This window comes from Nostoc sp. FACHB-892 (genome assembly GCF_014698795.1).
Taxonomy (GTDB): domain Bacteria; phylum Cyanobacteriota; class Cyanobacteriia; order Cyanobacteriales; family Nostocaceae; genus Nostoc.
Genome location: NZ_JACJTR010000002.1, coordinates 350,767 through 376,862, shown reverse-complemented (window position 1 = coordinate 376,862; position 26,096 = coordinate 350,767). Strand labels below are relative to the sequence as shown.

The 26,096-nt window shown below is 42.4% G+C and carries 25 protein-coding genes; 6 read left to right on the top strand and 19 right to left on the bottom strand.

Annotation, left to right across the window (positions count from 1 at the left end; translation table 11 throughout):
* Positions 1-6 precede the first annotated feature (6 nt).
* On the bottom strand, positions 7-849 hold the full coding sequence (locus tag H6G96_RS04345; RefSeq protein WP_190910303.1) for an SPFH domain-containing protein: 843 nt from the start codon (positions 847-849) through the stop codon (positions 7-9).
* Between the two features lie 829 nt (positions 850-1,678).
* Here H6G96_RS04345 and rpsU point away from each other — a divergent pair.
* A complete protein-coding gene (gene rpsU, locus H6G96_RS04340) occupies positions 1,679-1,858 on the top strand; it encodes a 30S ribosomal protein S21 (protein ID WP_190910370.1) in 180 nt (59 codons plus the stop codon).
* A 265-nt stretch (positions 1,859-2,123) separates the two neighbouring features.
* On the opposite strand, the gene pth is transcribed toward rpsU, so the two are convergent.
* From pth to psbH, 4 genes are all read right to left on the bottom strand, one after another.
* Positions 2,124-2,765: an aminoacyl-tRNA hydrolase gene (gene pth / locus H6G96_RS04335; RefSeq protein WP_190910302.1), complete on the bottom strand. Its 642-nt coding sequence runs from the start codon at positions 2,763-2,765 to the stop codon at positions 2,124-2,126.
* 125 nt (positions 2,766-2,890) lie between these two features.
* A complete protein-coding gene (locus tag H6G96_RS42280) occupies positions 2,891-3,019 on the bottom strand; it encodes a hypothetical protein (RefSeq protein ID WP_277932893.1) in 129 nt (42 codons plus the stop codon).
* 77 nt (positions 3,020-3,096) lie between these two features.
* Positions 3,097-3,369 carry a TatA/E family twin arginine-targeting protein translocase gene (locus tag H6G96_RS04330; protein ID WP_190910301.1) on the bottom strand — a complete coding sequence of 91 codons (273 nt, stop codon included), beginning with the start codon at positions 3,367-3,369 and terminating at the stop codon, positions 3,097-3,099.
* A 151-nt stretch (positions 3,370-3,520) separates the two neighbouring features.
* Entirely contained in the window at positions 3,521-3,724 is a 204-nt protein-coding gene (gene psbH / locus H6G96_RS04325) for a photosystem II reaction center protein PsbH (protein ID WP_100901200.1), read from the bottom strand.
* 85 nt (positions 3,725-3,809) lie between these two features.
* Between psbH and psbN the strand changes: the two genes are divergently transcribed.
* Positions 3,810-3,941 carry a photosystem II reaction center protein PsbN gene (gene psbN / locus H6G96_RS04320; RefSeq protein ID WP_012410654.1) on the top strand — a complete coding sequence of 44 codons (132 nt, stop codon included), beginning with the start codon at positions 3,810-3,812 and terminating at the stop codon, positions 3,939-3,941.
* Between the two features lie 83 nt (positions 3,942-4,024).
* Here the strand turns inward: psbN and H6G96_RS04315 are convergent, their stop codons facing one another.
* Positions 4,025-7,357, bottom strand: coding sequence for an alpha-mannosidase (locus H6G96_RS04315; RefSeq protein WP_190910300.1), 3,333 nt, complete (start codon positions 7,355-7,357; stop codon positions 4,025-4,027).
* 87 nt (positions 7,358-7,444) lie between these two features.
* On the opposite strand from H6G96_RS04315, the gene H6G96_RS04310 reads away from it, so the two are divergent.
* A complete protein-coding gene (locus H6G96_RS04310; protein WP_190910299.1) occupies positions 7,445-9,094 on the top strand; it encodes a hypothetical protein in 1,650 nt (549 codons plus the stop codon).
* 69 nt (positions 9,095-9,163) lie between these two features.
* Here H6G96_RS04310 and H6G96_RS04305 read toward each other — a convergent pair whose 3' ends face one another.
* Positions 9,164-10,192, bottom strand: coding sequence for a 1-acyl-sn-glycerol-3-phosphate acyltransferase (locus H6G96_RS04305; protein WP_242063162.1), 1,029 nt, complete (start codon positions 10,190-10,192; stop codon positions 9,164-9,166).
* Between the two features lie 197 nt (positions 10,193-10,389).
* Between H6G96_RS04305 and H6G96_RS04300 the strand changes: the two genes are divergently transcribed.
* Both H6G96_RS04300 and H6G96_RS04295 read left to right on the top strand, forming a co-directional pair.
* Positions 10,390-11,310, top strand: coding sequence for an alpha/beta hydrolase (locus tag H6G96_RS04300; RefSeq protein WP_190910298.1), 921 nt, complete (start codon positions 10,390-10,392; stop codon positions 11,308-11,310).
* A 302-nt stretch (positions 11,311-11,612) separates the two neighbouring features.
* Positions 11,613-12,311, top strand: coding sequence for a DNA-directed RNA polymerase subunit alpha C-terminal domain-containing protein (locus tag H6G96_RS04295; protein ID WP_206757662.1), 699 nt, complete (start codon positions 11,613-11,615; stop codon positions 12,309-12,311).
* Between the two features lie 88 nt (positions 12,312-12,399).
* On the opposite strand, the gene H6G96_RS04290 is transcribed toward H6G96_RS04295, so the two are convergent.
* The 4 genes from H6G96_RS04290 to mnmE all read right to left on the bottom strand — a co-directional run bounded on the left by H6G96_RS04290 (position 12,400) and on the right by mnmE (position 15,577).
* Complete coding sequence (locus H6G96_RS04290) at positions 12,400-12,729, bottom strand: hypothetical protein (RefSeq protein WP_190910296.1); 330 nt, start codon at positions 12,727-12,729, stop codon at positions 12,400-12,402.
* 50 nt (positions 12,730-12,779) lie between these two features.
* On the bottom strand, positions 12,780-13,550 hold the full coding sequence (locus H6G96_RS04285) for an SDR family NAD(P)-dependent oxidoreductase (RefSeq protein WP_190910295.1): 771 nt from the start codon (positions 13,548-13,550) through the stop codon (positions 12,780-12,782).
* Between the two features lie 6 nt (positions 13,551-13,556).
* A complete protein-coding gene (locus H6G96_RS04280; protein ID WP_190910294.1) occupies positions 13,557-14,060 on the bottom strand; it encodes a GNAT family N-acetyltransferase in 504 nt (167 codons plus the stop codon).
* Between the two features lie 95 nt (positions 14,061-14,155).
* A complete protein-coding gene (mnmE, locus tag H6G96_RS04275) occupies positions 14,156-15,577 on the bottom strand; it encodes a tRNA uridine-5-carboxymethylaminomethyl(34) synthesis GTPase MnmE (RefSeq protein ID WP_190910293.1) in 1,422 nt (473 codons plus the stop codon).
* A 201-nt stretch (positions 15,578-15,778) separates the two neighbouring features.
* On the opposite strand from mnmE, the gene H6G96_RS04270 reads away from it, so the two are divergent.
* Positions 15,779-15,979, top strand: coding sequence for a hypothetical protein (locus H6G96_RS04270; RefSeq protein ID WP_190910292.1), 201 nt, complete (start codon positions 15,779-15,781; stop codon positions 15,977-15,979).
* Positions 15,980-16,017: 38 nt separating this feature from the next.
* On the opposite strand, the gene H6G96_RS04265 is transcribed toward H6G96_RS04270, so the two are convergent.
* From H6G96_RS04265 to H6G96_RS04230, 8 genes are all read right to left on the bottom strand, one after another.
* Entirely contained in the window at positions 16,018-16,686 is a 669-nt protein-coding gene (locus tag H6G96_RS04265) for a Uma2 family endonuclease (protein WP_190910291.1), read from the bottom strand.
* A gap of 58 nt (positions 16,687-16,744) precedes the next feature.
* A complete protein-coding gene (locus H6G96_RS04260; protein ID WP_190910290.1) occupies positions 16,745-17,245 on the bottom strand; it encodes a GNAT family N-acetyltransferase in 501 nt (166 codons plus the stop codon).
* Between the two features lie 119 nt (positions 17,246-17,364).
* Positions 17,365-18,738 (bottom strand): alkaline phosphatase PhoX, encoded by a 1,374-nt coding sequence (locus H6G96_RS04255; RefSeq protein ID WP_190910289.1) that lies wholly within the window; start codon positions 18,736-18,738, stop codon positions 17,365-17,367.
* A gap of 461 nt (positions 18,739-19,199) precedes the next feature.
* A complete protein-coding gene (locus H6G96_RS04250) occupies positions 19,200-20,831 on the bottom strand; it encodes a mucoidy inhibitor MuiA family protein (protein WP_190910288.1) in 1,632 nt (543 codons plus the stop codon).
* A gap of 101 nt (positions 20,832-20,932) precedes the next feature.
* A complete protein-coding gene (locus tag H6G96_RS04245) occupies positions 20,933-21,874 on the bottom strand; it encodes a LysR family transcriptional regulator (RefSeq protein WP_190910287.1) in 942 nt (313 codons plus the stop codon).
* Positions 21,875-22,121: 247 nt separating this feature from the next.
* Entirely contained in the window at positions 22,122-22,910 is a 789-nt protein-coding gene (locus H6G96_RS04240) for a BMC domain-containing protein (protein ID WP_100899924.1), read from the bottom strand.
* A 57-nt stretch (positions 22,911-22,967) separates the two neighbouring features.
* Positions 22,968-23,750: a transferase gene (locus tag H6G96_RS04235; RefSeq protein WP_190910286.1), complete on the bottom strand. Its 783-nt coding sequence runs from the start codon at positions 23,748-23,750 to the stop codon at positions 22,968-22,970.
* A gap of 197 nt (positions 23,751-23,947) precedes the next feature.
* Positions 23,948-25,960, bottom strand: a complete 2,013-nt coding sequence (locus H6G96_RS04230; RefSeq protein ID WP_190910285.1) for a ribulose bisphosphate carboxylase small subunit — start codon at positions 25,958-25,960, stop codon at positions 23,948-23,950.
* Positions 25,961-26,096 lie beyond the last annotated feature (136 nt).

Genomic DNA, 26,096 nt, shown 5'->3' with positions numbered 1-26,096 from the left:
TGATTGTTAGGTATTACCGTTCTCGCGTTTTTTGCCGTTATCTTCGGTATTTACTGATTCAGCTATCAACTCCTGAAACATTTCGCTTGAGTTAGCTGGGTCTACAAAGACAATTTTGGCATTATTGCTCTCACCAAGTTTTTGGCTAGCATCTACATAATCTTGAGCCACAAGATACCGCAGAATGTCCCTACTATCTGGATTGGAACGGAGAGCTTGAGAGATGATTTGTACTGAAGCCATAGTTCCTTCTGCTTTTTTAATAGCAGCTTCCTTTTCCCCTTCTGCTTCGGTAATCAGTGCCCGTTTTTTGATTACGGCGGCTTGCTCCTCTTCCCTAGACTTTCGTACACTTTCAGGTAGGGTAATTCTTTGAAGGTCTAACCGGAGAATCTCAACTCCCCAATCTTCCGTTACCTCATTCAACTGCTCTATAATAGCTGAGTGCATCTCCGTTCTGGAGACATTGGTCTGCTCTAAGGTGTTTTGAGCAATGATTTCCCGGAGCGTGGTTGTAGTTATCTGTGTCAGTGCCCCTTGGAGATCCTCAATAGCATAAAAGCTTTTCTCAATATCTATAAGACGCCAATACACAATAGCATCAACTTCCACGTAAATATTATCTTGGGTGATCACATTCTGAGGTTTGATGTCTATAAACTGCTCTCGTGTAGTATCTTCCATCACAATCTGATCTACGAAGGGAACAATAAAGTTTAGCCCTGGCTTAAGTTTACGATGATACCGCCCCATGCGTTCGACTAGAGCTTCATTCCCTTGATTAATCAGTTTTGCAGAACCTAAGGCATAACCTATAAGCACTAAAACTATAAAAATGATTGGTTCCATATATACTCCTATTCAGCTTTTGGGAGAATTTAGTGTCAAAGATATGCTAATAGCTTGTCATATCTTTGAGTTTAATGTTTTGAGTCTGTAATTTTATACACCAGCAGCGATGTCTGATGTCAAGTTGCTGCGTGTCTTGTACATATTCTGTAAGTAGGCTGTTTCGCAGAATGCGTAGAAGCTCTGCTTCTTGTCGTTAGACATCGCTATTAAAGCACCTTGATAAAATGCTGGCAAGGACTACTTTATGTAATCAACATTACTTGTACTGACATCTTTAGACAGTCTGGGGCATTTAGCAGTATATTCACGCAAGCTAATCTAATTTAAGGTCAAATTAAGTAGAATTTTAAAAACTCCACTCTAATCGGAGCTAAATTAGCTTCAGCCATTAAAAATGTAAAAATATTATAGGCAGGTTGTTAATCAACTTATAGGTTTAATCCTACTTTTCATAGGCTTATACTTTTTTGGTGATTAGGAAACGCTATAAATTACTAAATCAGAGCAGAATTAACTTTTAAAATCTGTAAATATCATTATATACTCTCATCTTTTTAGTAATTAATACTACATTCTTGCCCAGTTGATAGTAGAGCGATAAAAATTTAGCATTATAATTTTCCCATCTTCTCTATTGCTTCTGAAGAGTGCATTAGGCTATTTAGATTAACATTTAGTTAAGCACCGATTTCGCTAGGCAGAAGCAGACATAAGCTGCCTTAACCGGATGAATAGCCTCTTAATCATGACTTTAGCTCAGAGGGGTTTTACTAAGGTTGAAGGTAGTATTAAAATAGAAACTATTGATTATGAGGAACAGGCAAGAATGACCCAAGTGATTCTTGGAGAGAATGAAGCAATAGACTCAGCTTTGCGTCGGTTTAAACGTCAGGTTTCCAAAGCTGGGATATTAGCTGATGTTAAATATCATCGGCACTTTGAAACACCAATAGAAAAGCGCAAACGTAAGGCAGTGGAAGCTAGACGCAAAAGACATTTTAAATAAACCTATTTGGTGTAGTACTGGCGTTGCTTGAGATTTATAACCTAAAATAGGCAGCAGCACATAGGCGTAGCCCGTTGTAGACATCGCCATTATTTTTGCAAAACTTAAGTAAAGTATGCCGCACCCCAAATTAGGGTATAGATGAATCACTTTCCTAGAAGGCATTAATAGGCTTTATCTAAGTTGGATGGAGCAAGCTAAAGTCGCTGCCCATCAACCAAAATAAACGCCTTTGCCAAACTTACAAGGCAGTATTCATCTAACCCTAAGACTCAGAATTATTAATGGTGCGGCTGTTACAAACATTCATTGCCTTTTCTACTCCCTGCTTGAGGCTTAGTTCAATACACTCAACCACGAACTGAAGTACAAGAGACATCTGCTGATTTTCGGCAGCAGAAAATCGCCCCAGCACATGAGAAACAGCATCAGAATCATCGTTATTAGCTGCACCTTTGGGTTTACCAATACCGATTCGTAAACGGGGAAAGTTTTGGGTACTAAGATGTGCGATCGCACTTTTCATACCGTTATGTCCTCCAGCCGAACCAGATAAGCGCAGACGAGTTTTTCCCAAGGGCAAATCCATATCGTCATAAATTACCAGCACTGACTCAGGCGGCAATTTATACCAACTTGTCACCGCTTGTATTGCTTGTCCTGAACGATTCATATAAGTTAACGGCTTTAGCAAGCGAATCTTACCTCTACTTGGAACCATACCTTCGCCATACTCACCTTGAAACTTGCGGTTTTCTGCCAAGGGAATGCGCCAAGAACGGGAGAGAGCTTCTACAGCAGCAAAGCCGATATTATGGCGCGTTTGGTCATATTTAGCTTCTGGATTCCCCAACCCGACAATTAGCTGGGGAATCACCAAAGCTGCTTGCGTAACAGCTTCTGTCATTTTGTCTACAGTCGATCAATTTTAGATTTTAGATTTGCAATTTTGGATTGAAATAGATCACAAGGTTATACTTGGTGATTTTAGATTGACAATAGCGCAGCGTAAAGCTTTGGGCATAGCAACTCTTAGAGACGCTCTTGCATGGCTAACACAACGCTACCGCTTACGAGCGTCTTTTGGATTTGTTTCATCCACCAAAGACATTGCTCTGAACCGGAAAACAATCTAAAATCCAAAACCGTTCGACTGAGCATAGCCGTACCCCTCCAGGGAAGCAAGCTACGCGTAGCGTTCCGCAGGAAAGTCCAAAATTCAAAATCGGTATGATTTCCTAGCCAGGTTGGGAAGAACTAGCAGTATCCTGCTCAGATTTAGCAGGGTAGATTTGCTTAGGTTCCAATTCAGCAGTAGTCTTAACAACTTCTTCTAACTGTTCTGCTTCTTTTTGAAACTCGCTTTGAAAATCCTTAGAAGCTTCTTGAAAACTACGAATTGTTTTGCCCACACTCCGGCCAATCTCTGGCAGCTTCTTTGGGCCAAAGATTAACAGTGCTACTGTCATAATTACAGCCATTTCCGGCAGACCGATACCAAATATATTCATTTTTGTCTCCTGTAAACTTATAGAACCACTATAGAAACTCAGATATTATTTAGTCTACTCAATGCTTAGTATGCACTGAGCCTTGACAAAAAAACCCGGAAGAACCGGGTGTAACATAACTTGTTATCCAAACTTGATAGCTGTGTATCTGTTAGCGCCCTAAACTCCGCCAATCGACTACTACATCCTGAACTAACAGTGTTCTATTGTAAAGTTGCAGAATAATCAGCAGAAACACGAAAAATAGCAAAATAAAAACAGCCATCACAGGGGTAGTACCCCAACCTGGAGCCACTTTCCCATACTCAGAGTTAAGTGGTTTTAGGATATCTCCCAACCGAGTCCTTTGTGCCATAGTTCACCTAATATTACTTGCCAAAGCTTTTTTTAATCTTCTGTAATATTCTATAAGAATAGCACTCATCATCTATCTCTCAATTATGGAACCCGCAATAGTTCTTAGCATTTCTATGGCTGCCGTGGTGGTTGCCATCACTGGAATTTCGATTTATACCTCCTTTGGCCCTCCTAGCAAGGAATTGAACGATCCGTTTGATGATCATGAAGATTAAAAGAGTCATTAGTCATTAGTCATTTGTCATTTGTCAATGGTCTGTGGAAAACCACAACTGACCACTGACATAGCACTAGTTGATTACTCCAGCCTGGAATTAATCGCTGGGATTACCTTGAAACTGGCGATTTTCCAAGGCTGTATCGTCAAGTTTTGTTGCCCAGATGAGAATTCTGTAGTAGAGGAACGTTCTAACAAATCTACTGTATCTCCTAGATTCAACCCTAAATCACTTTGCCAAGATAACTCGGCTGTTTCTCCGTGAGATTCATAACACCGCAGAATTAACTGCTGTGGATCATCCTCTGATGGCTTCAAGGCCATCAAGATTAAATTTTCAGCTGATAAATCTAGGAACCTCACTCCCAACCCCTCTTTACCAGCAGAGAGGGGAGGATTTTTGGGTGGGTTTTGATTACCAGGATTCAATATCACTTGCAACGGTATATTCAATTCATAGCCGTGCCGTACTGTATGGGCTGATTCCCAGCTACCAACATGAGGATACAAGGTATATGTAAACTCGTGAAAACCTTTATCAGCCTCTGAGTCTGGCCAATTAGGACTGCGTAAGAGTGTCAGACGGAGTTGATTTGGTTTGCTGTCGTAACCGTATTTACAATCATTTAGCAAACTAACTCCGTGAATACCCTCCTGTGTTTCTCCTGTCAAATCAGCCCAACGCAAAGCAGGGACTTCCCATTTTGCCTGTTCTACGGGGGTTTGTGGTGAGTCAGCGCTGCGGGAGGGTTTCCCTCCGTAGGCGACTGCGAACCCGAAGGGTTGAGTTGGGCGGCGAATCGCACCACAGGGAATTTCATAGGTAGCAAAATCTGCTTCAACATTCAGAGAAAAAGCAGCTTTCACCAATACATGATTTTCTTGCCAGTTGACAGTAGTAGCTATCTTTAGCAGAGGTGAACTAGCTTGCAGAATATAGTCTTGGCAAAATTCCGATTCCCCCAACTGACGCACCACGCGCACACGGCTTTGCACCGGGCCTTGTTCTAACCACTGAATAGATTGAAGATTTGTTGAGGGTAAAGGATGTTGGGCATAATTGGGGTCAATATTCCAAGCATCCCAATATTGACCGCTATCTTTAAAAGCTTGTAATTGGTTCCCTGCGCCACTCAAAACTTCTCGCTGATAAATTTTATCAAAAATACTTGATAAATCTCCAGTATCAGGGTCAATGATAACTCGCAAGAATTCATTTTCTAAAATCCAGTCTGGCAGGAGTGGAGAGGAGGGGGATGAGGAGGATGAGGAGGATGAGGGGGAAAGCCAGAATATGCGGTAGCCTACGGGTGGAATTTCAGTGGCGAGAAATAGTAGGGTTGATGGTTCAGATAATTGAGAGATAAGCTGCTTTCCAGAAGTATCATAAATCTGCCATTCCTCTGGTGTGGGTAAGGCTACAGAGACTACCTCAGAACGCTGCCAATTGAGAGAATTAAAAACGAAAATAGGCAAACTATGGGGTTTTGGTGGTTCTGATAGGGTAATGTGAGATGCGATCGCTAAAAGTGATTCTTGTAATATCTTCGTTCCCACTTGTTCCACCTGCTGCCACTGGGGCAACGCATCTGTATAAACTTGGGTAATTGAAGAACCAGGTAAAATATCGTGAAACTGTTGAAATAACACCAGTTTCCAAGCTGCTTCAATTTCTGCCTTAGGATATGTCACACCACAGCTTACAGTTGCTAAGGTAGCAAATAGTTCAGCTTGATACAATAAATTTTCACAACGACGATTCCAGCGTTTCTGGTCTGCGTGGGTAGTGTAGCAACCGCGATGGAATTCTAAGTATAGTTCATCATTCCAAGTAGGGAATGAGGGGGATGGGGAAGCAGTGGAAGCAGGGGAGGCAGGGGGAGAATAATAATTCCTGAATTCTGACTCCTGCCTTCTACCTTCTTTACTGATTTGCTGTAAATACTTTTCAGCTGTCGTAAATTCTAAGTCTGGGAAGAAAGGTGACTTTTGCCAGCGTTGGGCGGTTTCTAACATATCACGGGTGGGGCCGCCGCCGTGGTCGCCGACACCGGGAAGCCAGAGGGATTCTGGTAAACCAGTTTGGGATTGCCATTCAAGAGCGTAGGATGCCATTTTAACTGGGTCAATGCTTTCACCGATAGGTGCAGACATCAAACTAAAGACTTCGCTACCGTCAGGCGATCGCCACCAAAAAGCCCCATAATCAAATTTAGTAGTATCATTCCACCGCAATTTCTGCGTGACAAAATATTCAATTCCGGCATTAGCGAAAAACTGCGGTAAAGTTGCACAGAAACCAAAAGAATCTGGAACCCACACCACAGTTGAAAGCGTGCCAAATTTTTCCTGGATATAGCGCTGACCATACAATAGCTGACGGACTATTGATTCACCAGCAATTAAGTTGAGTTCTGGTTCCACCCACATCCCGCCGACAACTTCCCAACGTCCAGCAGCTACCTGTGCTTGAATTGCCCTAAATAAATCCGGGCGATGTTCTTCAATCCAAGCATAAAGTGCCGGAGTTGAATGACAAAAAATTAACTCTGGAAAATCTTCTTGCAACTTCAGAACCGACTCAAAAGTGTTTTGCGCCGCATTCCAAGTTTCACTCACAGGCCATAACCATGCTAAATCTAAATGAGCATGACCCAATAAGAAAATTTTAGATTTTTGATCTCCCCAACCCTCCTTCAAAAGGGGGGCTAAGATGTCGGATTGAATTAAATTTCGGCGTAGAGATAAAAACGATACCAACTCTCCCTTATTTTCCTCTGTGTCCTCTGCGCCTCTGTGGTTCGTAACCTCCGCCACCATCGCCGCCAAAACATCCAACTTCTCCGGCGCAAACTTTTCCAAATAAAGTTGCGCCACAGCTAACTCATCAGCCACAAAACCCGGATCGGGATTATTATCAACAGTAGACTCATAAACTAAAAGCGATCGCACTAAAGCACCATCACAATGTCCCGGACTCACTAACCGCAAAGCCACAAGAAACTCTTCCCCTGGCTTCACCCCCTGACTAATAAGCACTCTAGGCGAACAATCAAATAAATCACCCTCCAGCACTAACTCTCCATTCACATAAATCTCAGCAGAATCTGCCCACCAAACCAGCGCCAGCCGCAAAGATAGCCCAGTTAAAGGATAGCCCTGTAAATCTTGGGGAACCACCAATCTTTGCACTAGCCATAGCGCTTTTTTCCCACCTGTCCAAGCGATATGTTCTTTAGCATTCAACTGGACAGGTTGCCAATTAGACACATCAGCAGCTACAACATCAGTAATTATCAGGTCAGATTCCTGGTATAGCCAACTAGACTGAAGATTAACTTGACAAAAAGAGCGTAGTTGCTCAATTGCTTGTGAGATGATTTTGGTCTGGGATTGAGAGACAGTCGGGGTCATATATTCGCTAAGATGAGGTGTTGGTCGTTTTTATTGTTTGGCGCGAGTCTCACAACTTAACAAGACTTGGACTAAAAAATTACTACTATGTCTTCTGGTTCCTCTGGTCGTTATCAAAGCAGACTATTTAACTTTGTTCACCAGCAATCTCGGCGGGTGACACAACAGTGGGAACACACCTTCCGGCATTTGCAAGTTGCTACTAAGTGGGGTGTGGAGGTACTACTTTACCCAGTGTATCTACTGTTTCAGGCATCTGAATCATCTGGGAAAACGCTACAGACCAAAGAACCACAAACTAGACTAAAGTTACAACCAAATGATACCGATTCCCAGCCCGAAATTCCAAATGTTGATAGTCCCATTCAACATATACTAGAGGCAGTCAATTATCTGTCATCTGATGAAGCCGCTTTTACTCCCGGAAAAACAGTTTACCGTTTCAAACCCCTGGCTTTTTTGGAAGTTTTTCGGCTGAAATTGGTTGATAATAATTTTACAAATAACGCTAGTCTTACACAATCCACGGATATTAGAGAGAATAAAGTTGGAAATCTCAACCTTTCACAGCTAGAGAATGCCCTCAAGCAACATCTTCCAGTAGTGCGGGGAATTGCCACAGATTTGATGAATCGTAGTTTAGTCCTTGTTACTGCTGACAATGAAATTTTAGATATTTTGACACCACAGCAGCAAGTAGAATTAGAAGATCGGATTATTAACGAAGTTGCTAATTATTGGCAGCATTGGCGGTTGATTATAGCTAAAAAAGAAACGGAGCTATTACCACAAATTAACCGATTATTAGCAAAACTTACTGATGGAAATCCAACCAAAATTCCAGTGTTAGCCGAGGCAATACCAAAAGATTTACTTAATACAGATAGATTATTAGCATTTCTAGATATAACCGTTGCTAAGTTGGAATCTAATGCTTTACTCCCTGTGCAAGAACGCAGCCAAGAGATTGTCCAAGTTGCCCAAACTCAGTTAAACATATTTCTTTATGGCAAAGAGCAATTAGCTATTAAAGGAGAAATTACAGCCGCTGCTGACGGTTTGGAAACTCATACACTGAATCTTCAGGCTTTGATTGAAGCGGCGCTTAATTACTTTTTTGGTGTTGGTAATAGAAAAACACTTGAACCAACAAATAGTAATGAGCAGTTGTCAAGTAAAATATTACCATCACGCCTTAGAAAGGCATTGTCCAAAAGCCGTCAGTTAGAAAAGCAAGATTTAGCTGCTGATCCTTGGCTAACATGGAATGATTTATTTGGTGATACCGAAACAGTCACTGACAAGCCAGTTACACTTTCTCAAAAGACAAATCCTGCTTTAGCCTCAAGTTTATCAGTAAGATATTTTCCACAAAATAATTTAACTGTACAACAGCCTAAAATCGGATCTGGCTTGGTGCGAAAGAAACAATCAACTAGTAATCTCGCCTCAAGTCAAAAGACATCTCAAAAAGTCGTCTCTGCAAAACAAACCGAAACCCGCATTTCCCAAACTAAAAGCGAGAGTCGTAAAGGGGAAATTTTGCATCGGCAATTTGATCGCAGCAGTCAAGTTGAGGCGCAGCCAGACTGGATAGAAACCAAAGCAACTTCAACAGGTTATGAAAAGCACCCTTTAGAGCAACTTTTGGAATGGGTTGATTATGTAATGCTCTGGCTCGAAGAGAGATTTGTAAAGATTTTTCAGTCCTTACGGCAGATGTGGCAGAGAAAATAATATTAATTCGTAATTCGTAATTCGTAATTCGTAATTAAAATTCGTCAAATTTTATTTAGGTTTAGAAATTTACCACAACATATGATTGAGGAAAGAACTTAACAGTTTGGCTCCTGTTGGTTCTTGATAGTTAGTTGGCAACAGAGCCAGCATTGCATCCTGTAACGTTTCTAAAGCTACGACTACTTCCTGGCGTTTTGGTCTGGTTGTTTGGGCAAAGTGTAACGGTTCACCTACCCGAATTGTTAATTCTTTTCCTAAATAAAGGTCATGAGTCCCAATTAGTGCAACTGGGATAATCGGTACACCAGCCCGCAAGGCATAAATCAGAGTCCCGCGTTTCAAGGGAAGATGCAACTTACCCTCAGCAGTTCCTAGTCGTCCTTCGGGAAAGAGAATCATTCCATCCCCACGAGCCAAAATTGCCAGAATAATCCGGTCTATTTGTCGCAGTGTGTGTATATTTTCCCCTGTCGGTACTGTCTGTTTAATTGCTGTGGCTAGCTCAACTAAATCTTGCCTTCCTGCTTTAGCCGCTTCCATAACAGCAACTTCTTCTTTCCACACCCGTTCCAAAGGAATCACGCCCCCTGCAAAACCCAGGATGAAGCGCTTCCACCACTTATTATAAAGAGTACGAGCATCGCCCAGGATGTAATAGTGGGGTTGGGTAGGGAGTTCCGCTAGAAGGAGTAAGGGATCGATATGGTGGAGATGGTTGACAGCCAAAATTGCAGGTTGCTGAGGTATTCTTTCGAGGTGTTCAACCCGTACCTTGAAAAACGAATGGATAAGCGATCGCATTACAACACGACGCAGCCCAGAGTTAGCTCTAGGTTCGGAATCTCCCTGATTAATAGCTTCCAGACGATTCAGAGTTTCCTCGATAATTTGCCGAACAGCGCGATCGCTAGCCGCAGCTACACCTTCTTTTACCCGCTTGATACTTGCAGCAGTCAATGTTTGTAATTGTGTACTATCTTCCTGCTGATGGCTAGATTTTGAGTCTGTATCAACTTCGGAAGTTACTCCATCAGCTAGGTCTTCCTTAACAGATTCCCTAGAATAAATTTTGATAAAAGCCTCTTTAGAATTCATAAATAAATCATAATTCTTGAGGTCATATTATTGACTAACCTACAGTTAGAAGCTGTGGAATTATTTTATCTATAATTTTAAATATATGAGAGTAACTCAATTCACTGTAATTATTCCCATAGCCAGAAGCTATTTTTACTACAATAAGTGTTGATATCTTAGTAGCTTGCTGGGAAAATACTTAAAAAATTAGCCCTATGATTGACCATAGCGATCGCGTCGTGTCTCGTAAAGAAGGCACATTCCAAGGAGTTGGAGGACTTGACCTATATTACCAAAGCTGGTATCCAGAAGGAAAAGTACGGGCAATATTAGCCATTGTGCATGGACTCGGAGCGCACAGCGATCGCTATAGTAATGTAATTCAGCATTTGATACCCAAACAATATGCCATCTATGCCTTAGACTTGCGTGGTCATGGGCGCTCACCAGGCCAGCGAGGCTATATCAACGCTTGGAGTGAGTTTCGAGAAGATTTGAAAGCCTTTTTACAGTTAATTCAGGCTCACAATCCTGGCTGCCCAATTTTTCTTTTAGGTCATAGTTTAGGCGGGATGATTGTCTTAGATTATATTCTCCGCTATCCCCAACAAGCATCAGTTTTGCAAGGTGCGATCGCTCTAGCACCAACCTTGGGGAAAGTTGGGGTTTCACCTGTTCGGGTGCTTTTAGGAAGAATGCTCTCACGGGTGTGGCCACGTTTCACCTTGAATACAGGTATTGACATGAGCACTGGTTCACGAGATCCGCAGGTTTTAGCTGCGATCGCTCAGGATACACTGCGACATACCCTTGCTACCGCCCGTCTGGCTACAGAATTCTTTGCAACAGTTGATTGGATTAATGCTCACGTAGGTGATTGGCAATTACCATTGTTAATTCTCCACGGTGGTGCAGACCGAGTTGCTTTACCTGCGGGAAGTGACACATTTTACCAACGGGTAAACTGCACAGATAAGCTGAGAATCGAGTATCCGGGAGCCTATCATGAAATTCAGCGTGACCTCAATTATCAAGAGGTAATGGCTGATTTGGAGGATTGGTTAGAGCGACATCTACCACCTGAGACAGCGCAGTTAGGAAAAGGAAGCGCTGAGTTAGAGTTTCCCAGTTCTTAGCTTTCAGTACAGGACGAAGCGATTAGAATTTGTCAATTCATTCGCAATAAATCGATTCGTTTGTGGATGGATGGTGGCGCAAAATCTTGGTTTGATCTCTCTAAATACTGTGCAATTTGGGCTAAAGAGTTTGACTTTGCAAACAAGTTAGGCGCAATGGCAAGACAAGCTAGCGCAGAGAGAGCGTGGGCAGCAATTTCTCGCTTCTATGACAATGTAAATTACGGTAAATCCTGCATACACGAGTAAAGAATGCAGTAATTGCGGCGAAGTTGTTAAAGATTGTCAACAGTGTATACACAATGCTATATTTACTGTGTACGCTGTTGACGACATGGAGAGAGATGGGGAAAAAAAGTAAGGAATCGCCTATTGTAAGCTTCCGTGTGCCACATTCTGTTGTCGAAAAGCTAATTACAGAAGGCAGATTGAAGCCTAACCATATAAAGTCAGAGTTATCCAACCTAATCAAAAATGACTGGTTAGCCTCTGTTGATGCTGGTGTAGAACCGACTGTGAGTGTAAATACTGTTTATGAGCAACTAGCAAAAATAGATAGAGTTCTAGAAATACTTGAGGACAATAAGCCTGTAAGCATTGTTGATGACAATGTAGACAGTGTTGACAAAATTAGCTTCCCTGAAAGCGTAGACTCAATCTCGCTGGATAATCAGCTTGTAGAAGTTGCCAACAGTAATGTACATCCCGTAGAGGAAATAAATGGGGATAATAAACCGAATGACGTTGTTGATGAAAACAGTATTGAGTCATTGAATTTGAAAAGAAATACTTATACGGCGCTTCTCGATGCACAAGTTAACACAATAGAAGATTTAAATAAATATGGTGTCACAGGCTTGCGAACGCTGAAAAATCTGGGAAATAAATCTGTATCTCAGATAGTTGAAGCATTGCAAAACCGAGGGATTGAGTTACCAGAGTTACCAGACCCGGAACACACTGAGCAAATGGATTCCAGATTTAATAAGTCGTTGCCATAAAACCGTTGATTTACCGTTAAGCGGTAAGAAAAATAATTATCTTAATGGTGTTAATCAACTTTTTTGAGTTTCAAACTTTCTAGCAGAGTCAGTTATGTACATTATCTGAAAAACACGTTGCTGAAGATACAGAGTTTTTGCCAACTAAGATAGGTTCTCCCTTTACTCCCCCACGGGTAAGAGTACAAATTTTATAAAGGTTTTCGCACTCAAAGATTGCCATAACTAGCTCTTTCCCCGTTTGATAAGAGGATGGTAAGGGTTTACCTACCTCGCATTTCATATCAATTTCGCGATCGCGCCACTGTAACTTCCAAATACGCTTTTCGGTTATTGGTGCTTTCACAGACCGAGCAAAAGCACTATACACCTGCTCTGCTTTGATATCATCCTTGGCTGCTGGCACAAAAAACTTCATAGGCTTTGGTTACAAGTAACGTAAATTTCACTAGCACCAGCGTAACGCAGTTACCAAGGCAATCTGCTCCCATCCCACGAGAAAAACTGTCCACTATCGCCTTCTTGAAGCTGTTCAATCACAGCCAATAATTGGTTAACAGTGCGTTCCACTGAGAATAATTTTTCCGTAGGTACATTTCCCTGGAAAGGATGGGAAAGGCGCGTATCAGTTGTACCAGGGTGCAATGTTACTATTAATGCTTTAGGACAACTTCTTTTATACTCAATTGCCGCAGTTCGCATCAACATATTAAGTGCTGTTTTAGAAGCCCGATAGCCATACCATCCACCAAGTTGGTTATCGCCAATACTGCCCAATTTAGCAGAAATACTAGCGAACACACTGCGTTCTCCATGACGAAACAAAGGCAATAGATGTTTAGCTAGCAAGACAGCACCAATACTATTTATTTGAAAGTAACGCAGCAAATTTTCTGAATTGATCTGTTTTAAGCTTTTTTCTGGTTGTAAAGTATCTTCATGCAACAGTCCTACACAGTTGACTACCAAATGCAGTTTGTCAACTTGGGTACGTATTTTTTGAACAGCTTCAATAATTTGTAACTCGTCAGTAATATCCATTTCAAGACAAATTAATCGCTCAGAATGTTCGCCTGCAAGAGATATTAACTCTGAGGCTGACTCTGGTTGACGATAAGTTGCATAAACTTTGGCTATTCTGTGATCTTGTAGCAATTTTTTCACAAAACCCAAACCAATACCTCGGTTGGCTCCCACAATCAATGCGTTGACGGGATTAATTTCATCGATAAAAGACATATTAATTTAGGTCACTTGTGGAGGTATTTCATATTCGTAGCGGGAGACAAAATAAGCACCAACTTGTCTGTCGCTGTGATGACGGAAACCAAAATCTTCATATAATGCTTTCAAGCGCGGACGCGAAGCATCGCAATCTAGACGTAAATAACGTTTACCAAGTGTTTGTGCGTATTCAACAGCCCAAGTCAACAGTGCTGAAGAGGTTTTCCCGCCAGAGTAGCGTCGTCGAACTGCGAGGCGATGTACAAATGCTGACTCTACCTGAGAAATGTCTGGCCAGAAAAGTAAATCCTCAAGCTGAAACTTGATTGTACCAGCTGGTTCACCTGCCCATTCAGCAATAAAAAACAAGCCGTTAGCAACATCTTCCGAGATACTTTCTAGCGATACCTCGCTATCACCCCACAGAGGTATACCACGCTCTTGGAGCCACAAAGCTGCTTCTAACAATACATCCGAGACTATCACCGTATCTTGTATGGTTGCTTGACGAATTGATATGTACATTTAGTTATCAATTGCAGGTTAAGTTGAACAATAGTAAAACTTCACAAAGATTAGTATAAATGTTGGTTTGCATTTCGCTTTTGCCAATCTACTCTTTATTTACCAATACAAAACTTACTAAAAATTTTATCCAAAACTGATTCTGTTACTTCCTCACCAGTAATTTCTCCTAGTGCTTGGATTGCACCACGTAAATCAATTGTCCAAAAATCAAGAGGGAGTTGCTGGGCAATTGTTGCTTCTACTTGTTTCAAGGAAATTTTAGCTTGAGTTAAGGCTGCTGCTTGCCTTTGGTTAATGGCTAAATCCATATCAGCAGCTTGAACTTTTCCTGATTTAATTATGTCCAAAATCGCTTTTTCTAAAGCATCAATGCCTTGATTTTGGGCGGCGGCTGTGACAATTTGAGATTTTGGGCCGCACCTTTGGTGCGCTTCCAGCGCAACTTGGATTTGGGATTGAAGAATTTTTCTTTCGCTTTCTTCTAGTAAATCTATTTTGTTAATAATTAGAATTAATGGACGGTGTTGCACTTGTTCATAAATTTCTTGATCGCTTTCTGTCCAACCGACTGAAGCATCAATGGTAAGCAAGACTAAATCAGCGGCATTGGCAGCACGACGCGATCGCTCTACACCAATTTTTTCCACTTGGTCTGTTGTTTCCCGAATCCCGGCTGTGTCTAGCACTTGTACGGGAATTCCCCCAACAACTAATTGCGATTCCACCACATCGCGGGTTGTACCGGGTAAGTCAGTCACAATAGCGCGATCGCTCTGGCTCCAAGCGTTCAATAAGCTCGACTTACCAACATTCGGCCGCCCCACAATTGCCACTTTTAAACCTGTGCGTAGCAACTCACCTTTGTCTTTGGTTGCCAATAATCTAGTTATTTCGGCGGCAATTTTCTCGATTTCTGATATTATTGCTTTATCATCCAACGGAGGCAGGTCTTCCTCAAAATCGATTCGAGCTTCGATTTCTGCCAAAATATCTAAACAGTTAGCGCGTAACTGCCGGATCGGATGAGCTAATTTCCCCTGTAAACCAGCTAGGGCTGTTTGGGCAGCTTGAGGCGATTTAGCTCCCACTAAATCCGCAATACCTTCGGCTTGAGTTAGATCCAATCGTCCATTTAAAAAAGCGCGGAGAGTAAATTCTCCTGGTTGGGCAAGTCTCGCGCCGTTTTCCAAACACAGTTGTAATACCTGCTGCACTGCCATAATTCCCCCGTGGCAATGGAATTCCACTACATCTTCACGAGTGTAAGAACGGGGTGCTTTCATAATCAGCAACAGGGCTTCATCTACCAGTTGTTGGGTCTGGGGATGGCGAATGTAACCGTAGAGAATCTGGTGGCTTTCCCAAGTTTGCCGTCCTGGAGCCTGAAAAAGAGTTTGGGCTAGAGCCATTGCTTGGGAACCGGACACCCGTACAATACCAACGCTACCCTGTTGGGGGACGACAGCAGTAGCGATCGCAGCGATAGTTCCAGTAGTAGCAAAAACTTCTGACATGAGCGCCCTTCATAAGAGTGAGAAGTTAGGAGTCAAAATCATAACTCATAACTGATAACTTTCTAAATGGTAAGTATTTAGACTAATGAGATGACAACTAGCAAGGTAAAATTTACCTGGAGGGTAAAGGGTGAATAGTTAGGGATGGAATGTTATAACTCACAACTCATAACTAATAACTTTTAGAGAGAGGAATTTACTGTGGAGCAAAAAATTAACTGTGCTGTAGCCTGTGTTAACGGATGTGTTTTAGGGGATAAATGCCCCAATATCGAGTTTAGAGAAGCCGCAGCAAAATTTATTGAAGAGACTCCCTTAGACCAAATGTTGGAGTTGGCGCAAGAACGTCTGCGGAAGAAAATAACGGAACCACCAAAATGGGTTTTTCCTGAAGATATATAGCATTCGCGCCAACAGCTTTAAGCAAAACAGCGTGGAGGCTAAATAGTATCTGGATCTATATTTAATTCTCGCAGTTTTGCTGCTAAGCGATCGCTGCGTTTTTTCTCTTGTTGTGCAACTTCTTCCGGTGTTGCAACTAATTCTCCTTCAGGAGTGAAAAAGCGTAAATTTTCTTGATAAACCCCCAAATACAAACCTAGCTGTTGACTCCACAACCAGCCTTGAGGATTGGGTTCCAACGGTTGATATTCACCATCAAGCAAATGGAACCCTGTAAATTCTAGTGTTTCTGGGTCAAACCAGAAGTAATCTGGTGTGCGAAAGATATCTTGATAAATTTGTTTTTTTAGCCCCTTGTCAGTGTCCCCTGTGCTATCTGAGAGAATTTCTATAATTAGATTAGGATATTTTCCATCTTCTTCCCAAACAACCCAACTTTTACGGGGTTTGCGTTCAGTTCCCAGTACTACAAAAAAATCTGGCCCCCGAAAGTTTTCTGATTTGCGCTGGCGTGGACTGTAGTAGATGGTAAGATTACCTGATGCATAAAAATCGTTGCGATTTCGCCACAACCACTCTAAGCATTGAATCAGCAACGTCATTTGTAGCCGATGTAAGTCAGTTTCCAAAGGCGGTTCGTCACTATATAAATCCCCTGGCGGAAATATAACATCTTTTGAAGCTTGAAAATCTTTAGTGACAGACATAGCGGCAAGTGTCTCAGTGCTATAAGTTTAGCGTAGCAGTGAGAAGCATAGAGGCTATCTACAAAAACCGTTCAATGATGATCTCATCTATATACGTTCCTTTAATCTTGGCTTGTCTTTGTGCCGTCCCAACTATGCGAAAACCATGCCAGAGATAACTAGCTAACGCAGGGGCATTATCGGCGCGAACGTAGGTTAAAATTTTTTCGTATCCTTTGATGCGAGCGGTTTCAAAGGTAGCCTCAAACAGACTTTTACCAATGCCTTGTCGTCGGTACAAAAGATTCACATATGTTCCGATGATTCCCACATGGTCAAAGGCATTTGTAAAGGTCGCAAATGGTTCCATAGTTTGAAACCCAACAACCGTCTGCTCTGGAAAGCGTACAGCAACATGAAACACCCCACGCTGGGGAAAATTTAATATATACTCCCGTTCGGCATCGACTGTGAGCGGTGTATCAAAGGCAGTGTATATACTGGTTTCAATGATAGGGTTCAGAATGCCAATAATCGCCGCAGCATCATTGGATTGTACTTCTCGAACCAGCAGATTCATTTCTAGTTGTCTCCTCTGTATTCCTGGAATCTCATTCAAAACCTACTAAAAATAGGGCTACTCCAGTTTATTCTTGGAGTAGCCCTGTAAGCGATCAAATCACTTAGATATAACTAACCTTATGCTCGGTTTCTGTTCCAAGGCCCCCAAATTGCACAGGTAATTCCAGGAGATTGAAGATTGACAAACATTGTGCGGCCATCAGGTGAGAAGCAGGCTCCTGCATATTCACTTTGATTGATATTGTTTTTTGCAAACTGATACAGCTCGCCGCTTTGATTAACGCCGACAATATAACTGTCTCCGCCTCCATCTTCACAAAGAATCAGGTCACCAAAAGGAGCAACTGTAATGTTATCAGGGAAGTCTAGTACGCTTTGTGCAGGAGACTCAACGACTAAAGTCAATGTGCCGTTACTAGGATTGTAAGCAAAAACTTGACCAAAACCAGCGTCGCCACCACTGGTACAGGTAAAGTAGATCGCGCCATTGCCATACCAAGCACCTTCACCCCGCGCAAAGATTGCAGCACCGCTTGCTTGCGCTTGTCCTCGCACTGAAGCAGAACCAGTATCGGTATCAGGATCAACGTTGTTAATTGGAACCCAGGTGGTTGACAACGCTATATTCTTATAGCCGAGGTAGCCTTTGCGCGTATCCGCAGGCGCGCCTACAATTACAAGCGCCTCAAGCACGCCACCACTTTGCAAGTTACCTTCCTGGTTAGGGCGGAACCTATAGAAACAGCTATCGCCCCTGTCTTCGGTTTGATAGACCCATCCAGTTGCCGGATCAACAGCAACAGCTTCATGGTTAAAACGTCCCATAGCAACCAGAGGCACTGGGTCGGCAACCTGAATTTCGTCCGTGGCTGGCACTTCAAAATTATAGCCATGCCTTTTGGTTGCTCCACCAGATGAGGGAAGCGTTACGTCCTCTTCACAGGTAACCCAGGTACCCCAGGGAGTGGGACCACCCGCACAGTTACGAATTGTGCCGCCCAGAGAAGCAAAATCCTTGATTACCCGACGATTGGGCCCAACTACAATATTTGTCGTGCCGCCACCCAGGCGATCGTATAGTTTGTCTTGAGTTACACGAACTGGGTTAGAACCCAAAGCACCTACTTCATGATTCCGTACCAGAATTGTGGTGTTCTTAGGACCCTCGAATGCAGCCATGCCATCATGATTCCCAGGCACAGTACCACCATCACTCATTGCCTGACCTCTTATTGAGATCGCTGTGTAATTAAAGCCAGGAGGAAGCTGCAAAATGGGAGTATTCCCTAAGTTAATACCATTCAGAATGACACTTTGGAGTTCATCTGCATTTTCGGCTAGCTTAGGTGCTAATGGACCGTAACCATCAGTTAATCCTACAACTTGGCCATTAGCACGTCTTGCATATAAGGCTTCCAGAGGAGAAAGCATTGTAACACCGACAGCACTCGCACCAGCTAATGTAAAGAAGTTACGTCTTGATAATTTCATGAGTATACTGTCAGCAAAACTTTGGAATCCTAATAGTAAAAGTTGAATTTTAAGAAATAATTAAGAAACCGTTAATAAAAAGATTTTAAATATGAAATTACTGTGTTTTTAGTAAGTTGCAATTAAGTAGATTGTTAACTTAATTTTTTTGATTACAATAGGTTGAAAAAAAAGTTAAATATTATAGCAGTGCAGAAAAAAGAGATATTCAATGAATAAAATCAAAATTTTTTAAAGAATTACAGAGGACACCGAGAGAAGAAATAAATGCTTAACTGAACTGTATTTGATTATTAACTAGCAAACTACTGTTATCGGAAACAATATAGCGATCAGATGAATAAAATACACTAGCAAAAAAATTAGGAGTCAGAATATTCTGACTCCTTTCTTCCCAAACCAGAGTTCATTGTATCCAATTAAAAACTGCTATAATTTTCTGCTTAACGCTCACTTCGATTCTAAATATCTAATCCAACTACCATTAATTCAGGCGGATGTTCAACATTGAACTGGTAATATATCTCTCTTCGTTCCTGTGGTGGAAGAGTTAACCGCCATTCTAAAATCCCCATTTCACCAAGTTGAATTTGTGGGTTACTACGGCTAAGGCGCACCTTAATTTGCTCATTGCGGCTAACTGGCAATTGTTCAGTTACTTCCAGCTTCACTTCTTTATCTATTAAGTTAGTAATCAATAATCGATAACTATAAGTAGTCCGGCGCTGGTTGCTAATCAATCTTTTGTCTACCAGCCGTTCAACTAAGTCGCGCTCGATTTTCAAACCTTCATCAATGCCTAAGTTCAGTTTGAACTCTTGCCCTGGTGCAATATTTTCTAACTGACTTGTCCCAATAAAAACATTGTCGCGGAAAATATTCGCTTTGCCTGGCAACAAAGTAGCGCCGTTGGAACTATTCTTTACATTAGCTTGTAGATAAGCAAAACTTACCAAGCGTGGCATTGCCACATAATCGAAGCTACAAGGATAATTATCGTTGAAAATTGTAGTTTTATGAGGTGCGCCATCACTGGGAATGTTACTGCCACCAGTCAATTTAAAGGTAACTACATTCCCTTCTTTGGATACTTCTGCTGTAATGGTTTCTGCTGGAATGAAATTATCCTGTGCAACTTCGTCTTCTTCTTGCCAATCTGCTTTGGCAGCAGGAGCAGCTTGTTCTGGTATGGGAGGTAACAGTGGTCGCTGGGCAACCAATTGTCGTTGTCGTAACATTTGTGGACGTGGTGCATCAATATACCAGGGTTCAAGTTTGGGTGGAAGTGTACCTAATCCTGGTTTAGCGGTAGAAAGGGTGAGATTTGCACCAATCCAATCTTCGCCGGTGCTTTGAGTAATTTCTGCAAGGTAGCTCAGATGTACAATATCGCTGGTAGTGCTGAAACGCAAGTCATATAAAGGAGTCCATCTGGCGCAATTCACTAGGTAGGAAAGCTCTAGCTCAAACTCGCCTTCTCCTGCAACTTCAACTCCTACAACTAAGCTAAAACTCTCTTTAGGATGAGGTGTTTGGATTTTTTGCAATGAAGCCCAAAGTAGTTGCAGCTCTTTGTCTAATTCCTGCTGTTGGGTTTTGCACTCTTCAGATGCGATCGCATACTCACTATACTGGCTTCCGAGAAAGTTCAAAAAATCTAAAGTTTCGCTAAGGCTGAGATTTTTCCGAGACAAACTCTGTGCAAAGGGTTCCTCTGTCTTTTCACGTAACCCGGCGATAAAACTAGACTGCAATGCTAAAGCATCTACTTGGGCTTGCAGGTGGCGTTTTTCTGCTTCTAACTGCTCAATTTGCCTTGTCAAATGCGCGACTCGCTCCGCTACAGGTTCAGTGGTATAGATGCGATCGCTACTTACTCCTAGTAAGCGCACCTCTACCGTCCCTGTACCACTAACCCTGACAGACTCAGTTTCTAGAGTCTCTGGCAGTGAGGTAATTACTAACTCCTGTTCAATTCCTGTTAAATCAACTACACCCCGCCGTGTAACTAATGCTCTGTCAGCGTACACTGTAACAGCTACAATCTCGCTTTGTACTGTTTTGCGCCAAGACGGTATTTCCGGGTTAACCACTGCCAGTTTTCCCCCATTTTTAATTGATTCTGCTGGTTAATTGTCAATGCTTCTTGGTCTAACAGTCAACCCCTTTAGGTAACTTCGTAATTACGAATTATTTACCCGTGAGTTGCTTTAAGCGTAGTGGAAGCAGGATCAGGGTTTTGCTTGACAAAATCTTTTGCAGCAGCTATTAGATACTCATAATAGGCACGAGCGACGATAGATAGCTGCTTGCCTGCTGGGTAAACCATGTACCAATTTCGCTGAATGGGAAAGTGTTGGACATCTAAAATGCTAAACTCTGAGGCATCTAATAGTAAGGTATGGCGAGATAAAACCGAAATTCCTAAACCACCTGCGATCGCTTGTTTAATAGCTTCGTTACTTCCCAATTCCAGCTTAACTTTTACTGTCACTCCTTGTTCTTCAAATAGACTTTGGACGGCGCGACGAGTTCCAGAACCAGGTTCTCGCATAATAAAAGGTTCGTTACATAAACGTTGGATCGGAATATTTTTTTCTTTAGATAACGGATGATTAATCGGTGCAAAAACTATTAAAGGATTTTCTAAAAATGGTTCGTAAGTTACATCCATATTCTCTGGAATTTGACTCATAATATATAGGTCATCCAGGTTATTACTCATCCGTTCCAAAATTTGTTCGTGATTTGTTACTTGCAGCGAGATATCAATTCCTGGATAAAGTTGACAAAACGGCCCTAACAAGCGTGGGATAAAATATTTTGCAGTTGTAATCACTGCCAAGCGTAATTGTCCCTGTTTTAGCCCTTTTAAATCTGCCACCTTCATTTCATACTGGGCTATACTTTCAAAAATCTGCCGACAAGTGGCAAATAATTCCCGTCCTGCCTCGGTGAGATACAACCGCTTCCCCACTTGCTCAAATAATGGCAACCCTACCGATTTAGTGAGTTGCTTGATCTGCATAGAAACGGTAGGTTGCGTGAGAAACAATTCCTCAGCAGCGCGAGTAAAGCTACTGTGCCGTGCCGCAGCCTCGAATACCTTTAACTGGTGCAGCGTCGCTTGCTTCAAATCTGGTTCTCCTGTAAATAGCTATTTATCGATATAAAACTAGTATTACTGAACACTTGCAAATGCTATAGCAATACTCATAGAAATTTATGAGTTTCACTATAGATAAAACTCTATTATTTCTATTAAGACAAAGGTATTTTATTTATGCATTTAAGAAGCTATTATCAGAACAACAAGAAAAGCGTAAGATTCCTTCTACTTCCTGATGAATGCTGAATGATGATTTTTCAAAATTCATCTATCATCATTCATCATTCCATAATTCTTCTGCAATTTTTGTCGGGAGCTTGGTTAAATCAGGTAATCTTAGTACCTCAATTTCGGCAACTTGTTCTTTAATATTCACTGGTAAGTTTAAGGGTTCGCGTTCTTCTATCCAGCAGCTTGCTAATGGCAAGGTTTGCTCCATTTCATCTAGTGGACGAGGAATTACCATCACTGCATTTAATTCCCCAATGCGTTCTGCCTCAAACATTCCCGCTTCTACTGCTACTGCTACATTTGCTACGGAACCACGAATAATGGCTGTACATAAACCCCCACCAATTTTTTCATACGCAGCCAAATGAACATCAGCAGCTTTAAGCATGGCATCACACGCGCCCACCATCGCCGGGAATCCCCGCGTTTCTACCAAACCAATTGCTTGATTACTCAGACGGCTGTAATTGCCGTCCTCCATCAATTTAGTAAAACGGGTTGTGATGGGAAGTACTATATCTAGGTTGGGATAAGGTCGGGGAATCACTAAGCTAGAAACCAACTGACCAAACTGTTCAGCCGTTTGGACACCAGATTCTACAGCAAGACGCACGTCAGCAATTCCACCCCGCACTATTGCAGTACAATATCCACCACCTATTTTTTCATACCCAACTAGATGAACTCCTGCTGACTTTAACATCATATCCGCCGTCCCAACTATTGCTGGAAAGCTGCGGGTAGAAACTAAACCCAAAGCAGTATCTTGGAAGGTGTCTCGATTACTCACTCCCTCGATGGCGTTCAAAGACCGTTGATTAGATGTTTCCATTATGAACTTTCCCAGATAATCACAAAGCTGACAACTTACAATTAACACTTACTTGGACTAATCGTCAGAGTTTGGGTCGTTCAGGGATTGTCTATGGGGAAACAATGTAGTCAGCAGTCTGTTTATGCTCCCTTGCCCATAAATCTGAGTCCCGAAACCGTTAGAGGGTTCTGTAACTAGCTGATTGGGGTCTGAGTCATGTTCTGTAGACTCTTGGGCAGATTGTTGCAAGGTGGAGTCAGCATCATTGGCGGGTTCCTTTACGGGAGCAGGCTGGCTTTCTGGAGTGGCGGGAGATTTAAAGTAAGAAATCGACTTATTTTGTTTGAAATCCACAAAAGCCGAAGCTGAGAATTTAGTTGAGGAAACTTCTTTTTCCTTACCTCCCCCTAAGCCATTTTCCTCTTCCTTCTGCGGTGGCGCGCTTGTAGCCGTAGGGTTATTCGTGGATGATTCTGGTTGCTTTGTTTGGGCTGTTTGGGCAATTTGCCGACTGGTGTCTCCTAAAATCGAACCAGGTGCAATTACTTGTCCAGATTCAACTGAACAGTTAAAAACTGTTGTCGCTGCCCCAATGCAAGCATTTGCTCCAATTTTGCCCTTGCCAACCATCAAAAAACCGGCTCCCAAGTTTGCGCCTGTTTCTACCTCTAGGGTTCCTTCATGGACTTGGAGAATTGCTCCCATCCCAATACAGACCCCTGACCCAATGATGATCTTGCTGTTTACAGCCGCTTGGAGAATCACCCCAGGTGCAAGTACTGCGCTTGGATGAATAGTCACCTCACCACTAATGTAAGAATCAAAGTTATTGCTGAGGCGCAGTAGCGGCACAGACATGGAAATTTTAACCTCGGAAGCCGGAAAATAGAGAGTTAGGAGTTATAAGTGAAGAGTTAGGAGTTCATTAAAAGTCAGGAGTTATAAATTTTAAGTTTAGAGTTATGAATTAACAATTTTTTTCAACTCCTAACTCCTAACTCGTGTACAGACGCGATTAATCGCGTCTCTACTCCTAACTTCTAACTCCTAACTTTTTAAGGCCGTTGAATAATGGTTTCTAATACCCGACGTTTAGCTTTGGGGTCAATACCAATTAGGCGCACATATTCCCCTTGGTATTCGCCAAGGTGTTCTTCTACGGCTGCGATCGCTTCTCTTTCTGAGGAGGCTTGAATCTGACCTGTACTAGTCCAAGAACCAGTCCGGAATCGTCGTTGGTCTACGTGTTCAAGGCTAATTTTAGAGCCGCCAGCCAATAATTGTCGGAGTTGGTCTACAACTTCACTACTCAAGCGGGTACTAGTAGCTGTTGCTGTTGCAGTAGCAGAAGGCGCACTGCTACTAGTGCTAGTAAATGATTTCTGACTGCCAGAGGAGGCTACTTGGCCATTTGGACGTTGGATAATCGTTTCTAATACCCGACGCTTGGCTTTGGGGTCAATACCAATTAAGCGTACATATTCCCCTTGGTATTCGCCAAGGTGTCCTTCTATAGCTGCGATCGCTTCTCTTTCTGAGGAGGCTTGAATCTGACCGGTACTAGTCCAAGAACCTGTACGGAACCGTCGTTCGTCTACGTGTTCAAGGCTAATCTTATATCCACCAGCCAATAATTGCCGGAGTTGATCTACCACTTCTGTACTCAAACGGTTGCTAGTAGCTGTTGCCGTAGAATTACCAGAAGTTCCACTGCTAATAAATGATTTCTGACTACCAGAGGGGGCTACTTGACCATTTGGACGTTGGATAATCGTTTCTAATACCCGCCGCTTGGCTTTGGTATCAATGCCTATTAAACGCACATACTCGCCTTGATGACTTTCTATACATTCTTCCAAGCCGGAAATTACTTGATTTATGGAAGTTGCTTCAATTGGCTTGCAGCTAGTCCAGGAACCAGTGCGGAAACGGCGCTCGTCTACGTGTTCCATGCCAATTTTGTAACCACCTGCCAAAAGTTGGCGGATTTGCTCTACAGTTTCGCCATTGACTTTGCCACTGCTGCTAGAGCCGTTACTATTACCATTACTGCTGTAGCTGCCATTGCTATGACTACTAGCCGGAGCCTTAAAATTGGTAGCTGGTTTAAAATTACCATCCGGACGTTGGATGATGCTCTCTAACACACGTCGTCTATCTTTGTCAATACCAAACAGGCGGACATACTCGCCGCTATGCTCACTAACACAGCTTTCTAATGCTGCGATCGCTTCACCTATCGATCTCGGTTCAATTGGTTGGCAACTAGTCCAAGAACCCGTGCGGAACCGTCTCTGGTCTACGTGTTCTGTACCAATCTTATACCCTTGTTCCAATAGATAGCGCACCTGCTCTATTGTTTCTGCACCCAAGCTATTGCTCGCCACTTCACTACTCCTTTCTAGCTCTAAAACAGTAACACCATTACCCTTATAAGATTTAGTGTTCTCATCCCGAATTGGTGCAATACATTTGCTATCCGCAGCACAAAGATAACCAGCTCGCAGCGCCTGATTAATCCCAACCACATGATGAGCAAAGTCCTTATCCTGATCTTGCACATCAGGCAAGCGGTCAGCTTGCTGCTGATTGGTAATGATCGCTCCCGAAGGTACATACTTACCTGCCGGAATTTCTACGTCTTGAATCAAAGTGTGCATCATCACGATGCAACCTGCACCCACCCTGGCATTAAACACCGTAGAGCGAAAGCCAATGAAGGAATTATCCCCTACATAAGCTGGACCGTGAATTAGAGCCATGTGGGTAATGCAAGTGTTTTTACCTACCCACACCGAGTATTTATTTTGATCATCGCCAATTACTCGACCTTGCTCCAAGCCATGAATCACAACACCATCTTGAATATTAGTATTTTCACCAATATAAAAAGGTGTGCCTTCATCCGCTCTAATCGTAGTCCCCGGAGCAACGATTACATTTGCACCTATATGTACATCTCCAATCAGATTGGAAAATGAATGTACAAAGGCTGTTTCATGGATTTGGGCTTCAGCTAAATTCCTCGACCACGGGGTTGGAGGTGCCGCCGTGCTGCGGACTGCCATTTCGAGATTCCTCCTCTATTGTCATTTGTCATTTGTCATTTGTCCTTTGTCATTTGCCTTTTGTCGAGAGCTAATACTTCGGCTCCCTTCGACTGCCTTCAGGGCAAGTCGCTCAGTACAAGTGACTAATGATTAA